11 protein-coding genes and 2 pseudogenes are annotated in these 14,860 nt (G+C 58.2%); 7 read left to right on the forward strand and 6 right to left on the reverse strand.

Annotated features, from left to right (window positions below):
- The 7 genes and pseudogenes from L995_RS01150 to L995_RS01165 form a co-directional block, all read left to right on the forward strand.
- Window positions 1–874, forward strand: an 874-nt coding sequence (locus L995_RS01150; RefSeq protein ID WP_047468320.1) for a tripartite tricarboxylate transporter substrate-binding protein, incomplete at its 5' end; no start/stop codon positions are given.
- A 1,295-nt stretch (window positions 875–2,169) separates the two neighbouring features.
- Window positions 2,170–3,312, forward strand: a complete 1,143-nt coding sequence (locus L995_RS31595; RefSeq protein WP_082001453.1) for a JmjC domain-containing protein — start codon at window positions 2,170–2,172, stop codon at window positions 3,310–3,312.
- Window positions 3,313–3,351: 39 nt separating this feature from the next.
- A complete protein-coding gene (locus L995_RS34140) occupies window positions 3,352–3,576 on the forward strand; it encodes a hypothetical protein (RefSeq protein ID WP_082001454.1) in 225 nt (74 codons plus the stop codon).
- A gap of 312 nt (window positions 3,577–3,888) precedes the next feature.
- A complete protein-coding gene (locus L995_RS31605) occupies window positions 3,889–5,157 on the forward strand; it encodes an HlyD family secretion protein (protein WP_082001455.1) in 1,269 nt (422 codons plus the stop codon).
- A 2-nt stretch (window positions 5,158–5,159) separates the two neighbouring features.
- Window positions 5,160–6,458 (forward strand): annotated as a pseudogene (locus tag L995_RS34145) (peptidase domain-containing ABC transporter); the annotation flags it as partial.
- A 54-nt stretch (window positions 6,459–6,512) separates the two neighbouring features.
- Window positions 6,513–7,304, forward strand: a complete 792-nt coding sequence (locus tag L995_RS34150) for an ATP-binding cassette domain-containing protein (RefSeq protein WP_231574329.1) — start codon at window positions 6,513–6,515, stop codon at window positions 7,302–7,304.
- Between the two features lie 2 nt (window positions 7,305–7,306).
- Window positions 7,307–8,698 (forward strand): TolC family protein, encoded by a 1,392-nt coding sequence (locus tag L995_RS01165; protein ID WP_082001456.1) that lies wholly within the window; start codon window positions 7,307–7,309, stop codon window positions 8,696–8,698.
- A gap of 18 nt (window positions 8,699–8,716) precedes the next feature.
- On the opposite strand, the gene L995_RS01170 is transcribed toward L995_RS01165, so the two are convergent.
- From L995_RS01170 to L995_RS01195, 6 genes and pseudogenes are all read right to left on the reverse strand, one after another.
- Window positions 8,717–9,454 (reverse strand): ABC transporter ATP-binding protein, encoded by a 738-nt coding sequence (locus L995_RS01170; RefSeq protein ID WP_047468326.1) that lies wholly within the window; start codon window positions 9,452–9,454, stop codon window positions 8,717–8,719.
- Entirely contained in the window at window positions 9,451–11,343 is a 1,893-nt protein-coding gene (locus L995_RS01175) for a branched-chain amino acid ABC transporter ATP-binding protein/permease (protein WP_017406074.1), read from the reverse strand. Before L995_RS01175 ends, L995_RS01170 begins: the two co-directional genes overlap by 4 nt.
- Entirely contained in the window at window positions 11,340–12,368 is a 1,029-nt protein-coding gene (locus tag L995_RS01180) for a branched-chain amino acid ABC transporter permease (protein WP_012202505.1), read from the reverse strand. Before L995_RS01180 ends, L995_RS01175 begins: the two co-directional genes overlap by 4 nt.
- An 83-nt stretch (window positions 12,369–12,451) precedes the next feature.
- Entirely contained in the window at window positions 12,452–13,603 is a 1,152-nt protein-coding gene (locus L995_RS01185; RefSeq protein ID WP_047468329.1) for an ABC transporter substrate-binding protein, read from the reverse strand.
- Window positions 13,604–13,639: 36 nt separating this feature from the next.
- Window positions 13,640–14,299: a TetR/AcrR family transcriptional regulator gene (locus L995_RS01190; RefSeq protein WP_016449263.1), complete on the reverse strand. Its 660-nt coding sequence runs from the start codon at window positions 14,297–14,299 to the stop codon at window positions 13,640–13,642.
- 17 nt (window positions 14,300–14,316) lie between these two features.
- Window positions 14,317–14,860: pseudogene (locus tag L995_RS01195) on the reverse strand (phenylacetate--CoA ligase); the annotation flags it as partial.

A 14,860-nucleotide genomic window follows, 5' to 3' on the forward strand; every position in this document is an offset into this window, starting at 1 on the left:
CCGCGTCTATGCGGCCGGCGGCGGCTCGGACGTGGTCGCCCGCGTCATCGCCGAGGCCATGGGCCGCAACCTGGAGCGGGTCATCGTCATCAACAACAAGCCCGGCGCAGGCACCAACATCGCGGCCGAGTACAGCGCCCGCTCGCGCGACCACGGCAACCTCATGTTCACGGCCGACTTCGCCACGCTGGCGGCCAACCCCTTCCTGTTCAGCAAGCTCAACTACAACGCCGAGCGCGACTTCAAGCCCGTGGGCATGCTAGTGCGCTTTCCCATGCTGCTGGTGGTCAACAACGAGGTGCCCGCCACCAACCTCGCCGAATTCCTGGCCTGGGCCAAACAGCAAAAGACCGGCGTGAGCTGGGGCTCGGCCGGCCTGGGCAGCCCCCACCATCTGGTGGGCGAGCTGTTCCGGGAGCAGGCGGGCCTCACCAACATGACCCATGTGCCCTACCGCGGAGCGGCCCCTGCCGTGCAGGACGTGGTCGGCGGCCAGATTCCCGCCATGTGGGCCGACAGCGCCACCATCATTCCCTTCCTGAGCGAGAAAAAGCTCAAGGCCATCGGCGTGGCCAGCCCTGCGCGCGTGGACGTGCTGCCCCAGGTCGCCACGCTGCAGGAGCAGGGTCTGAAAGGTTTCGAGGGCTATGCCTGGCAGGGCATCGTCGTGCCCACGGGCAGCTCGGCCGAGGTGGTCAAGAAGTTCAGCCAGTCGCTGCAGCAGGCCCTGGCCGACACCCGCACCAAGGCACGCCTGGCCGCCATGGGCGTGGAGCCCATGCCCGGCAGCGCCGAGCAGATGGGCCAGTTCGTGCGCGCCGAGCGCGGCAAGTGGGGTCGGGTGATCGCGGCCAACAACATCAAGCTGGATTGAGCGGACATATGTTCTAGCTCTTGAGTCCGCCCTGTAAATTCACTTCTTCATTCAGGCAATCATCGATGTCTGAACACGCAGACGCTGGAGCAGCGGGGCAAGGACGGTAGTCAGCCTTGAGCAACAGCTGGCGCAATAGAACCTTGCGCCTTGTGTCATACATCACGGCCTGGATACCATCGCCAAGCGATCCAGCATTTCAGCTAACTACGGCCATCATATGGGTGCCCGGCATTGTGAGCGCATGCCCATTGCCTGGCTTTCCTTCAACGTGGTGGCGATTCTCACCTTCGCTTCCAATTCGTGCGATGTCCTGGCTTTTCCCTTTGAGGTGCACTCCACTCGCGCATGCTGGGAATACAGCTAGTTCTCTTTTTTAGGGAACTGGCGGAAGGTGCGGTCCGTGTACTGCGGCAGTGGAGCCGAGCATGCTCGGGCACTCAATCAATCTGGGACCGCACGACCCATGCACACTTTCCAAGCTCGAGCGCCGGGTACACGGCCAAGCGCATGCTATTGAATTGCCTGGGATGGGCATACCTGCCGATTTGCGCGGCCGGCCAGAGCGCGACACATTTGCGCTGCTAGCGAAGGCGTAGACCGTATTGCTAGGCGGCTTGCCCAAGTATTGCCGGGTCTTGTCCATTAGGTGGCCCTCAATGGGACGCACCACCACTTTGGATAACACGCGTCGGCATCCACACCCGCTACACGCAGGCCTTGTTGATGAGTCCAAGGCCCTGAACGCTCACCAGCGTTAACGGGCAGCAGCAACACATCAACATCTTGCCCGCCGGTATGCTAGTAATTGGCCAAAGGACCCATGAAGGCCTGTCGCCAATTGAAGTTCAGCGCAGATACGCATGTTGTATGGACCTGTCATGCAGGCGGATTTCTATACGTTCTCTAGTTCAAAGCGAAGAACTCACATCCAAGCAAAACTCTCCGTTGAGTCACACTTCCACCATTCGGAAGTCCTTGAATTTCTTGTTCAACCATCTTCTAGGACTAATCTGAGCAACCACGTCGTAAATAAGATTAATCCTACTCTTTACAGGTACATTTTAAGAATCTTCCCTATTTATTTTTTGGCAAAAAAATATTTCAATTTAATCTTCTCAGAAGTCACGGATTTTGAAAAATAAGTCTTAACAAAATTCCTTTACACGATCTTCCCTCGTCAGAAGGACCTATATTTATTAAGTAAAAAATATTACTACCGTCAATACATATCGCATAAAGCAAATTAATTTTAATTACTGAAATTGCTCTAAGATTTAGCATATTTACGAACCATGAACATAGGCATTACCAGAGAAGAATTTATTAAAAATTATTTTGAGCAGAATTTCCTTTTTTGCCATAATGCACTATATCCACATAAAATTGATTGGAATCATATAAATGAGGTGCTATTCTCATCAGATCCTAGTGATGGGATGCTAAGCATTTTCAAAGATGGACTAATTCCGATCGAAAAATATACTGAAAACTTTATAGATTTCAATATAAGAAAAACCCGCATCACAAAGAGTTTATTCAATGAATATATGCGCAATGGTGCGACGCTGGTAATTAACCGAATAGAAACCAAATCCTCTCTGATCAACGAAATTACACGAAGATTCGGCAAATTCATTGGAGAGAGGACTGTCGCAAACGGTTACGCTGCATTCGGCGGAGAAGGAACATTCTCCAAACATTGGGATACTCATGATGTATTTGCTGTTCAACTAATTGGACAGAAACGATGGAAAATCTTTGAGCCAACATTTCCACTGCCACTCCCTCATCAGAGAAGCAAGAATTTCAAGCATGAATGCCCTGAAACACCTGTTTTTGACCGTGTGCTAAACGAGGGCGATGTACTCTATATCCCAAGAGGCTGGTGGCATGAAGCGGCTCCTATAAAAGATAGGGAGACTTTTCACATTGCAGTTGGAGTTCACACACTTCACATAGTTGACTACATACTATGGTCCTGCATTAATACATTTTCAGAAATCCCCGCATTAAGAAAGACAATCAAACACGAAGACTATTCCACAAATGTAATAGAGAAATCAATTCACTTCATTAAAGACATATTAATCAAGCAAGACAACTTAGAAGAATTCAAAAACCATCAGATTAGCCAGGAGAGAATTCCCTCAGAATTCAATATCCAAGATACTTTCAAGAAAAAACTGTCATCTCAATATTTAACCAGATCAATTAAATTTAACTCCTCGCTATATTCACCACACAGCAAAAAGATACACGCAAACGGAATAGCAATCTCCTCCGACGAGATATCCAAATCAATATTTTTACAAATTTTAAACAACCCTGGAGATAGCATAGAAAAAATCATCAGAAATATTGATCCAAATTTTCAAGAAAGAGCACTATCCCTAATAAAAAATTTAATAGAAAACGACATAATTTATTTAGATTAGCCAGAAACAAAATTCACAGCAACGATATCGGAGAGTTAAATGCGCGAACTAGTAATTTCAGAGATGGAAGTCGTAAATGGCGGAACAGACTGGGGGGAAGTAGGGACGGGACTTGCTGGTGTTGGTTTAGGCATCGCAATAGTCTCTACTCCCGTTGGAATAATCGGACTCCTCGGAGCGGGATTGGTAAGTTATTGGGGAGGAGTAGCGATCGGCGACGGCCTCATCGATGGGAAAGCCTTTGATTTTGACGGTGATGCATAGTAAATAAAAAATGGCCAATCAACTCACTGATTGGCCATTAATTTACCGCAAAAATCATCCAACACAACATGACCGAAACTCAGAAATTACTCGCAATCATAAACTTAATAGTTTTCATCGTAATAGCAATAATATACGCAGCAACAAACAAGAATTTACTTAGCAGAAAAATCACCAATAACCGCAAAATATTTATACTAGCCATATTTATAACTATTTTCACACCAATAATCATAACATTTCTTGTAAAGAAATAAATTAATATTCATAAATTTGATTACATCTAAAATAATGAAGGCAAAATAATCTCAGATGCCATTATTCCGAAAAGAATCCCTTGATTCCAAGAGATTTAAACTGGACGGCCATGTCTTGATGATTCGTCCATTTTCCTTCGCAGTTTTAACGACATTCTCCATTACAGCCTTCCTATCGATAGCAATAATTCTTTTATTTTCAACCTATTCCAGACACTCAACAGTTAAAGGTCAACTCCTTCCAGCTACGGGGCAGATCAGAGTTTTTTCTCAACAGCCAGGTGTTGTTATTGCAAAGTATGCAAAGGAGGGGCAATACGTCGAGAAAGGCGATATTCTTTATAAAATCTCCAGTGAGCGTTTTGGTGAAGATGCGGTAGCAGTTTTTTCTCAAATCACCCGAAGCCTGGAACAAAGGCGAGAATCGCTCATTGACGAGCATACGAAATTTCTGCAGCTGCATCTCGCGGAGCGGCAAACATTGAATAGAAAAATTGCAAGCATTCGCGTAGAACTGTCAGTGCTAGCGGAGCAGGTTAAAAGCCAGCGGAATCTACTTGCCCTAGCAGACAACGCCATTCAGAGATACCAAGGATTGTTGGACAAAGGCTATATCTCAAAGGATCAGTTTCAGCAACGTCAGGCGGAGCAACTAGGTCAAATACAGGTGCTTCAGCGCTTACGTCGTGAACAGACAAGCTTGGAGCAGCAGGCGGTAGAGCGCACCAATGAACTCGCAGGGCTTGACAGTCGACAGAAGAATCAACTAGCACAGATCAACCGACAACTTTCGATGCTCACACAGGAACTCACGGAGAGCGAAGCGAGGCGAGCCTTCGTCATTACCGCACCAGAGGCAGGCACGGCAACCGCGGTATTCGCTGAAGTTGGCCATAGCATTGATGCACGCCTGCTCCTGATGCTTATTGTTCCAACGGACTCATACCTTGTGGCAGAGCTCTATGCACCAAGTAAAGCCATTGGTTTTATAAAACTAGGCGACCCCGTTAATATTCGCTACCAAGCCTATCCATATCAAAAATTCGGAATCCACCGGGGTAGGTTGGCTTCTATCTCTCGTACGAGCCTTTCACCTTTCGATTTTTCCAATACTGTCAACCTGCTCCCAGGTTCTGGAGAAGTAGCGGAGCCACTGTATCGGCTACGAGTAGAACTTGATAGTCAAGCCGTCACTGCGTATGGGAAGGCGCAGGAACTTCAGAGCGGCATGCTGCTTGAAGCAGATATTCTTCAAGAGTCTCGCCGTCTCTACGAGTGGATTCTGGAGCCGATTTACAGCATTTCAGGAAAATTTCCAAAATAACCATGATTTCTTTAGATAGGCTAGCACTGCGCTTCGGAAAGCACTTGCCGATTATCTTGCAGACAGAAGCCGCTGAGTGCGGTCTGACTTGTCTGGCAATGATCACAAGCTATCATGGACACAGCGTAAATTTAAGGTAAATGCGCCAGCGTTTCAGCATTTCACTCAAGGGAATGAGCCTTGCCCACGTGGTTCAGGCTGCGCATCGCTTTCGCTTGGGCACCCGGGCTGTGCGCTTGGAGCTGAATGAGCTTTCAAAACTGATCGTGCCCTGTGTACTGCATTGGAACATCGATCATTTTGTGGTTTTGAAATCCGTTAGCGCCCGAGGCGCGGTAATACACGATCCTTCAATCGGAGCTCGCCAAGTCAGCCTCGAAGAGTTGTCGCATAAATTCACTGGAGTTGCTCTGGAACTTTGGCCGAATAAAGATTTCGAGCAAAAGAAAGAAAAGCCAAAGGTCAAGCTACTTAGTTTGATTGGGGAAATCAGCGGATTACGCCGCTCACTGCTGCAAGTGTTAGTGATGGGCGTGGCACTGCAGATGATCGCGCTCATCAGTCCGTTCCTGCTTCAATGGACCATAGACAATGCGATTGTCGGTGACGATCGACATCTGCTGGCCACCCTGATTCTGGGTTTTTCGATTGTCTTGCTGATACAGGTTTTTATTAGCACCGCCCGGGCCTGGGCACTTATATACCTGGGCACGCTATTCAGCCTGCAATGGCGGAGCAACGTGCTCAGCCATATGCTGCGCCTGCCCAGTCAATTCTTCGAGAAGCGCCACCTTGGTGATGTAGTCTCACGATTTGGATCCGTCGATCAGATACAGCAAACCCTGACCGCAAGCTTTTTCTCGATCATTCTTGATGGGATGATGGCACTTTCCACCTTGGTGTTGATGCTTATATACAGCCACCAGTTGGCGGCAGTGGTCTTCTGCACCATAGTGCTCTATGGACTGATTCGCTGGGCGTGGTACTACCCGCTGCGAAACGCCACCGAGGAACAGATCGTTCATGGGGCCCGCCAGCAAAGCCACTTCCTCGAATCAGTGCGAGGTATTCAGGCATTGAAGCTATTTCAGAAGCTTGATATACGCAGGTCGATATGGCTGAGCCTCTTCGTAGAGCAGATCAACGCGGGCCTGAAGTCTCAGAAGCTACAACTTTTTTATGGGCAAGCCAACGCATTGCTATTTGGTGCCGAGAACCTGCTGGTCGTTTGGCTAGGCGCAACCATGGTGATGGATGGACAATTCAGCGTAGGCATGTTGATGGCCTTCTATTCCTACAAGTCTCAGTTCGGCAGTCGAGTCGGCAGCCTGATTGATCAACTCTTCGAGCTGCGCATGTTGCAGCTACATAGCGAGAGGCTGGCCGATATTGTTCTTCACCCGCCCGAAGAAGAGGCTTGCGCACTCGTCACCAAGGAACGCAACAATCGGGCAGATATTGAAGTTCGAGCTGTGGGTTATCGCTATGGTGACCAAGAACCCTGGATCCTGGATGACGTTAACTTCAGCATCGCTGCAGGCGAAGCCGTGGCAATCATTGGTCCATCAGGCTGTGGCAAAAGTACGTTGTTCAAGGTGCTGTTGGGTATGCTGCCAGCGGCAAGAGGGAGCATTCGCGTTGCTGGCCATGAGCTCGACGGACAGAACCTATCTGTGCTTCGGAGCCTATCCGGTTGCGTGATGCAAGACGACGCGCTTTTTGCGGGAAGCCTTGCAGAGAATATCTGCTTCTTCGATCCTCAACCAGACTCGCAATGGATGCGACAGTGCGCGCGCACCGCAGGAATCCATGGCGACATCGAACACATGCCCATGGGCTACAACACCTTGGTTGGAGACATGGGCACAGTGCTTTCCGGCGGACAAAAACAGCGAATACTGCTGGCGCGCGCGCTGTACAAGAAGCCCCGAATTCTGTTCCTCGATGAGGCAACCAGCCATCTAGACGTGGCAGCCGAACGGCAGGTCAACGCCGCGATCCAAGCACTCGATATCACTCGGATCGTGATTGCCCACCGTCCAGAGACAATTGCCTGCGCAGACAGAGTCATCGAATTGGGCCATGGCAGGGTGATCAACGATGTGCGAGTACGAGCAATACAGCACAGGCACCAGCAGGGGGAGTGACTGTGCACCAGCTGCGCCTTCTTGTCTTCGTTGCCGGTGTAGTGCTGCTCAATTCTGTGTACGCCATGTCTTCATATGATGCGTTCTCCACGGAAGGCCTCGCAATGTCTCCACCAATGGCCTCAGCAGCAAGAGTGGGCATCTGCCCTATCGGCAAATTGCCGGAACAGCTGACCGTGCATGAAGCAATCACACGAATCCTGTGCCAGGACCCGGCCATTCGGCAAGCTTGGTCAACAGCCCGAATGCGAGCAGCCCAACTAGGTTTGCGCAAGTCCGAATATTTACCGCGTCTGGATGCACGGCTGAGCCGCTCAGCAAACCGCAGCTACGATGGCTATGCGGAAGCGATACACAGCAACAACAGTACGGGCAACTTCAGCCTGAGTTGGGTTCTATTCGATTTTGGACGCCGGGACGCGGCACTGGCTTCTGCTCATCAATTGCTGTCAGCAGCTAACGCCGATCAGAACGCGGCCATCCAGAACGCATTTCTAGGTGCCGCTCAGCTGTATTTTGCGGCGCAGGCAAGCAACCAGCGGCTTGCTGCTGCTCAGCAGGTAATGGATTTGGCCAAAGACACTTATATTGCCGCAGCAGAGAAGTACAAAGCCGGTGCGGCAGCCCTGTCCGATCGCTTGCGAGCCAAGACGGCCTACACTCAGGCCAGTTTGCATGTATCCCAGGAAAGAGGCGCGCTGTCCAGTTCTTTGGGCACTATGGCGCTTCGCATGGGTCTGCCTGCGCATACTCTCGTACGCCTAGATGAGCATGTCGAAGCTTTGCCTTCATTGGACTTCATTATTGAGGTCGACGAACTCATCCGCCTTGCGGGCCAGCAGCATCCCCGCCTTGTTGCGGTCGAAGCTCGCACAAAAGCCGCCCAAGCTGCAGTACAAGAAGCCAGCGCGATGGCTAGGCCAAAGATTGCTCTGACCAGCAGTTTTGGGGTCACTGATTACTCCGTGCATGGTCGCGGCAGTCGGCGCAAGGATATGAACATAGGCCTGCAACTGAGCATTCCATTGTTTTCCGGATTCGAGCAGACTTATCAGATCCGGGCGGCTAAGGCTCAGGCAGCCACTTATGCTGAAGAGGCAGAGGTTGCGCGCTTGCGATTGTCAGTGGATGTCTGGACTCAACACAACGGTCTCCGCACGGAAGCAGAAAACCTTGTACACACCTCAGACCTTGTCAATCAATCCAAGCAGGCTATGGACATCGTGCAAGGCCGTTATCAGTCTGGTGTAGGCAGCATGACCGAAGTTCTGAACGCCATGGAGACCTATGCCAAAGCGCAGGAACAACATATCAGTGCGATGGCAAACTGGCGGGCATTGCGCTTGTCACTGGCAGCTCAATTGGGGCGTTTGGGGTTCTGGGACCTTGACTAGAGGCGAGACCCCTTTAACTCAGGCCGCCGCACTGCGCCCCATCCCCAGATAGGTATCGATGATGCGCCGGTCGTGCAGCAGATCCCTGGCCGCGCCGCTGAGGGCCACGGCGCCCATCTCCAGCACGTAGGCACGGTCGGCCACCTTGAGGGCGGCGCGCGCGTTCTGCTCGACCAGCAGCACCGAGACGCCGTGGTCGCGCAGGCCGGCCACGACCTGCAGCACCTCGCGCACGATCAGCGGCGCCAGGCCCAGCGAGGGCTCGTCCAGCAGCAGCAGGCGCGGGCGCGCCATCAGCGCGCGGCCGATGGCCAGCATCTGGCGCTCGCCGCCCGACAGGGTGGAGGCCATCTGCGGGCGCCGCTCCCTCAGGCGCGGGAAGATGGCGAAGACCTCGTCCATGCGCTGCGCCTGGTCGCGCAGGCCCCGGCGCCAGCGCGAGAAGCCGCCCAGCAGCAGGTTGTCCTCCACCGACATCTCGCCGAACAGCTCGCGCTTTTCGGGCACCAGGGCCACGCCGTTGGCCACCATGACCTCGACGCCGGGGCGTGCGATGCGCTTGCCGTCCAGATGGATCTCGCCGCGCGAGGGCAGCAGGCCCATGGCGGCCGACAGCAGCGTGGTCTTGCCCGCGCCGTTGGGGCCGATGACGGTGACGATCTCGCCGCTGCGCACATCCAGATCCACCTGGTGCACCGCCTCCACGGGACCGTAGGACACGCTCAGGCCCTTGAGCTGCAAAAGGGTGTCGCTCATGCCGTCTCTCCGGTTGCCTCGTCGTCGTCGCCGCCGCCCAGGTAGGCATCCAGCACGCGCTGGTTGACCTGGATCTGGGCCGGCGTGCCTTCGGCGATCACGGTGCCGAACTCCAGCACCGTGATGCGGTCCGCAAGATTCATGACGAACTCCATGTCGTGCTCCACGACGAGAATGCCCAGCCCCTCGGCGCGCAGCTGGCGCAGCAGGTCGGCCAGGGCCTGTTTTTCCAGGTGGCGCAGGCCGGCTGCCGGCTCGTCCAGCAGCAGGGCCGCAGGCTGTCCGGCCAGGGCGCGTGCGATCTCCACGATGCGCTGCTGGCCCAGGGCCAGCGAGGCGGCCGGCACATCGGCGAAGGCGCCCAGGCCGCAGCGCTCGATCTGGCGGCGCGCCTCGGCCAGCACCGAGGCCTCCTCGGCCCGGTCCAGGCGCAGCATGGAGGCCAGCCAGCCCCGGTGCGCACGCCGGTGCGCGCCCACGGCCACGTTCTCCAGCACGCTGCGCTGGCCCAGCAGGCGCACATGCTGGAAGGTGCGGCCCAGGCCCAGGGCGGCAAAGCGGCGCGAGGGCGCATCGTTCATGGCCTGGTCCATGAAGCGCACCTGGCCCTCGGTGGGCGAGTCCACGCCCGAGATCATGTTGAAGAAAGTGCTCTTGCCCGCGCCGTTGGGGCCGATCAGCGCATGCACCTCGCCGGCCCTGAGCGTCATGGCCACATCGTTGTTGGCCACCAGGCCGCCAAAGCGCTTGGTCACATGCTCGGCCGCCAGCAGCACCTGGCCCGCCGCGGGCAGCGCGCGCTGCGCCAGCGGCGCAGCGTCCGCCAGCTTGAGATCAGACACGGGCCGGCGCACCCAGCGCGCCGTGAGCGCCTGCAGCGTGGGCCACAGGCCTTCTGCAAAGCGCTGCAGCACCAGCACCATAAGCAGGCCGAAGACGATGACCTCGAAGTTGCCGCTGGTGCCCAGCAGGGCCGGCAATATGTCCTGCAGCTTTTGCTTGATCAGCGTGATCAGCGTGGCGCCCAGCACCGCGCCCCACAGGTGGCCGGCGCCGCCGACCACGGCCATGAACAGGTACTCGATGCCCACGTTCAGGTTGAAGGGCGCCGGGCTCACGAAGCGCTGCATGTGGGCGTAGAGCCAGCCCGACAGCGTGGCCAGCAGGGCCGCCAACACGAAGAGCTTGACGCGGTAGTGCGCCGTGTCGATGCCCATGGACTCGGCCATGACGCGGCCGCCGCGCAGCGCGCGGATGGCCCGACCCTCGCGCGAGTCCAGCAGGTTGTGCAGCAGCCACAGCGCCACCAGCAGCACGGCCCAGATCACCACGCCCATGGCGCGCGGCGAGGCCAGCGAGACGCCGCCGATCACCAGCGGCGCAATGCCCGTGATGCCGGTCTGCCCGCCCAGGAACTCCATGTTGCCGAACAGGTAGTACAGGCTCAGCCCCCAGGCGATGGTGCACAGCGGCAGGTAGTGGCCCTGCAGCTTGACCGTGACCGCGCCCAGCAGCCAGGCCACGACGAAGGTGATGAGCAGGCCCAGCGCCAGGCCCACCCAGGGCAGGCCCGCCGCGCCCACCAGCCCGCCCAGCGCGGCCACCGAGGCCGGTGCCGTGCAGACCCAGGCCGTGGCATAGGCGCCGATGCCCACGAAGGCCGCCTGGCCGAACGAGGTCATGCCGCCCACGCCGGTCAGCATCACCAGGCCTGCGGCCACCATGGCGAACAGGCCGATGTAGCTGAGGATGACGACGGTGAAATCGGGCAGAAAGCCCCAGGACGCGGCCAGCAGCGCAATGGCGGCCACCGTGAGCACGCGCGTGCTGATGCCGCCCGAGGCGGCCTTGGCAGGCGCCGCGGCCTGCGAGGAAACGGGGGCGCTCATTCTTCTTCCTCCACATGGTGGCTATTGCGCGATCGCCACCACAGCACCGGGATGATCAGCGTGAACACCAGCACCTCCTTGTAGGCACTGGCCCAGAACGACGAGAAGGCCTCCAGCAGCCCGACCAGCAGCGCGCCGGCCAGGGCCAGCGGGTAGCTGGCCAGCCCGCCCACGATGGCGGCCACGAAGCCCTTGAGGCCGATCAGAAAGCCGGTGTCGTAGTACACCGTGGTCAGCGGCGCGATCAGCAGGCCCGAGATGGCGCCGATCAGCGCGGCCAGCGCAAAGCTCACGTCGCCGGCCATGGCCGTGGGAATGCCCATGAGGCGTGCACCCACGCGGTTGATGGCCGTGGCGCGCAGCGCCTTGCCGATCATGGAGCGCTCGAAGAACACGAACAGCAGGGCCACCAGCACCAGGGTCACGCCCACCACCACCAGGGACTGGCCCGAGATCGTGATGTCGCCCAGGCGCAGCTGCGCCTCGGAAAACGCGGGGGTGCGCGAGCCTTCGGCACCGAAGAACAGCAGCCCCAGGCCGACCAGCACGCCGTGCATGGCCACCGAGACGATGAGCAGCATCAGCACCGAGGCATGGGCCAGCGGCCGGTAGGCCAGGCGGTACAGCAGCGGCCCCATGGGCGTGATCAGCACCAGGGTGGCCAGCGCCTGCAGCATCAGCGAGGACGGGCGCAGCCCCCAGGCCAGGGCCACGGCAATGGCCGGCAGCGCCAGGCACCACAGGAAGGTGGCGGGCCAGCTCACCTGGCTGCCCGCGCGCCAGCGCAGCAGGTCCACCACCAGCACGGCGGCGGCCAGGGCCAGCAGCAGCCACAGCGTGGTGGGCACGCGTCCGGCCTGCATCATGGCCAGGGTGAGCGCGCCGAAGGCGACGAACTCCCCCTGCGGGATGAAGATGATGCGGGTGACCGAGAACACCAGCACCAGGGCCAGCGCCATCAGGCCGTAGACGGCGCCGTTGACGATGCCGTCCTGCCCCAGCAGCAGGGCGATTTGCAGATCCATGATCGACTTTCGAGCAGACGCGGCCAAGCGCCACAGCGGCCGCCGCCAGGCGCGGCAGCCGCTGCGGCCTCAGGCCTGCAGGTTCAGGGCTGGTACTTCCAGGTACCGTTCTCGATCTTGACCATGACGGCCGCGCGCTGGTCCAGGCCCAGGTGGTCGGTGGGCGTCATGTTGAAGATGCCGTGGGCGCCGGCCACGTCCTTGGTCTGCTCCAGCGCATCGCGCAGCGCGGCGCGGAACTCGGCCGTGCCGGGCTGGGCCTTCTTGAGCGCGGCGGGAATCGCCGCTTCGAGCACGCGGCCCGCATCCCAGGAATGCGCGCCAAAGGTCGAAGCCGTGCCCTTGCCGTTGGCGGCCTCGTAGGCCTCCACATAGGAGACGGCGGACTTCTTGACCGGGTTGCTGTCGGGCAGCTGGTGGGCCACCAGCACGGGGCCGGCGGGCAGCAGCGTGCCTTCCACATCCTTGCCGCCCACGCGCAGGAAGTCGGCATTGGCCACGCCGTGGGTCTGGTAGATCTTGCCCTGGTAGCCGCGCTCCTTGAGCGATTTCTGCGGCAGCGCGGCCGGCGTGCCCGAGCCTGCGATCAGCACCGCATCGGGCTTGGCGGACATGAGCTTGAGCGTCTGGCCCGTGACCGAGGTATCGCTGCGCGAATAGGCCTCGGTGGCGGTGAGCTTGAGGCCCTTGGCCTCGGCCACCTTGCGGAACTCCTGCAGCCAGCTTTCGCCATAGGCGTCGTTGAAGCCGATGTAGCCCACGGTCTTGATGCCGGCCTTGGCCATGTGCTCGCCGATGGCGGCGGCCATCATGGCGTCGTGCTGGGGCGTCTTGAAGACCCAGAACTTCTTGGCATCCACGGGTTCGACGATCTTGGCCGAGGCGGCCAGCGTGATCATGGGCGTCTTGGCCTCGGAGACCACGTCCACCATGGCCAGCGAGTTGGGCGTGATGCTGGAGCCCAGGATCACGTCGACCTTGCTCTCGCTGATCAGCTTGCGCGTGTTGGCCACGGCCGCCGTGGTGTCGGAGGCGTCGTCCAGGATGATGTAGTTGACCTTCTGGCCCGCCACCGTGCGCGGCATCAGCGCCACCGTGTTCTTTTCGGGAATGCCCAGCGACGCGGCCGGACCGGTGGCCGAGACCACCACGCCCACGTTGATGTCGGCCAGGGCCGAGCCCCACACCGTGGCCAGGGTTGCGGCCAGCAGGCCCAGTTTTGTCATGCGCTTCATGTCTGTCTCCTTTGTGTTGGATGGGGCGCGGTGCCGTCAGGCGCCACAATTTACCGTGGTAACTATTTTTTTGCCAGCGGTTTGATGCACGGGTTTGCCTGGGGTCTGCACGGCCGGCAAGCCTCCGAGGAACAGGTCGGCCACCACGGGGGCCATGGCCTCGTGGTCCAGCGTTCCGTCGGGCCGCAGCCAGGTGAACATCCAGTTCATCATCCCGAACAGCAGCATGGCCAGCGCCTTGGACAGGCCCGCGCCGTCGGCGTCCGGCCGCAGCTGGGCCACCGCCTGGGCAAAGGCCTCGACCACGGCGCGCTCCTTGCCCACCACGCGCTGGCGGTCCTCGTCCTGCAGGAAGCGCACGTCCTCGGTCAGCACGCGGTGGGCATGGCGGGCATGGGCGTACTCCTGCACGAAGCGTTCGATCAGCATGCGCAGCCGCGGCTCGGGCGGCAGGCCCATGGCCTGCACCTCGTCCACCAGGGCCTGCAGCCGCGTCATGTGGCCATCGGTGATGTCCACCAGCAGCGCGTACTTGTCGCGGAAGTAGTGGTAGATGGTGGGCTTGGACAGGCCGCAGGCCTGGGCCACCTCGTTCATCGAAGTGCCGGGGTAGCCGCTGCGCGCGAACAGCGCGGCGGCATGGCCCAGGATCAGTTCGCGCTGGTCGTCGTATCCGGAAGATCGGCCTCGGGCCATGGGACTCCTGTGCGTGCTCAGCGGCTGCGGTGGTCGATCACGCGGCGGGCCTTGCCCACCAGGGTGCGCTCTATGGAATCGGGCCGTAGCACCTCGACCTCGGCGCTCACGCCGACCAGGGTCTTGATGCGCTGCTGCACCCACAGTGCCAGCGCCTCGGTGTCGCCCTGCGTGCCCGGCTGCATCTCGCAGCGCACGGCCAGCCGGTCCAGGTTGCCCTCGCGCGTGACCACCAACTGGTACTGGCCCGACAGCTGGGCGTTCTGCAGCACGATCTCCTCGATCTGGGTCGGAAAGACGTTGACGCCGCGGATGATCATCATGTCGTCGCTGCGCCCCACGATCTTGCCCATGCGCCGGAAGCTGCGCGAAGTCGGCGCCAGCAGCCGCGTCAGGTCCCGCGTGCGGTAACGAATGATGGGCATGGCCTCCTTGGACAGCGACGTGAAGACCAGCTCCCCCTCGCTGCCGTCGGGCAGCACCTCGCCCGTGTCGGGGTCGATGATCTCGGGATAGAAATGGTCTTCCCAGATCACCGGCCCGTCCTTGCTCTCCACGCAT

It is taken from the genome of Delftia sp. ZNC0008 (genome assembly GCF_000799035.1).
Classification (GTDB): Bacteria; Pseudomonadota; Gammaproteobacteria; order Burkholderiales; family Burkholderiaceae_C; genus Comamonas; species Comamonas tsuruhatensis.

What these genes read in the sequence shown, in the direction of transcription:
- L995_RS01175 (WP_017406074.1), bottom strand. Translation starts at nt 11,343, where the DNA reads ATGAGCGCCCCCGTTTCCTCGCAGGCCGCGGCGCCTGCCAAGGCCGCC.
- L995_RS01190 (WP_016449263.1), bottom strand. Translation starts at nt 14,299, where the DNA reads ATGGCCCGAGGCCGATCTTCCGGATACGACGACCAGCGCGAACTGATC.
- L995_RS31605 (WP_082001455.1), top strand. Translation starts at nt 3,889, where the DNA reads ATGCCATTATTCCGAAAAGAATCCCTTGATTCCAAGAGATTTAAACTG.
- L995_RS01185 (WP_047468329.1), bottom strand. Translation starts at nt 13,603, where the DNA reads ATGAAGCGCATGACAAAACTGGGCCTGCTGGCCGCAACCCTGGCCACG.
- L995_RS31595 (WP_082001453.1), top strand. Translation starts at nt 2,170, where the DNA reads ATGAACATAGGCATTACCAGAGAAGAATTTATTAAAAATTATTTTGAG.
- L995_RS01180 (WP_012202505.1), bottom strand. Translation starts at nt 12,368, where the DNA reads ATGGATCTGCAAATCGCCCTGCTGCTGGGGCAGGACGGCATCGTCAAC.
- L995_RS01170 (WP_047468326.1), bottom strand. Translation starts at nt 9,454, where the DNA reads ATGAGCGACACCCTTTTGCAGCTCAAGGGCCTGAGCGTGTCCTACGGT.
- L995_RS34150 (WP_231574329.1), top strand. Translation starts at nt 6,513, where the DNA reads ATGTTGCAGCTACATAGCGAGAGGCTGGCCGATATTGTTCTTCACCCG.
- L995_RS34140 (WP_082001454.1), top strand. Translation starts at nt 3,352, where the DNA reads ATGCGCGAACTAGTAATTTCAGAGATGGAAGTCGTAAATGGCGGAACA.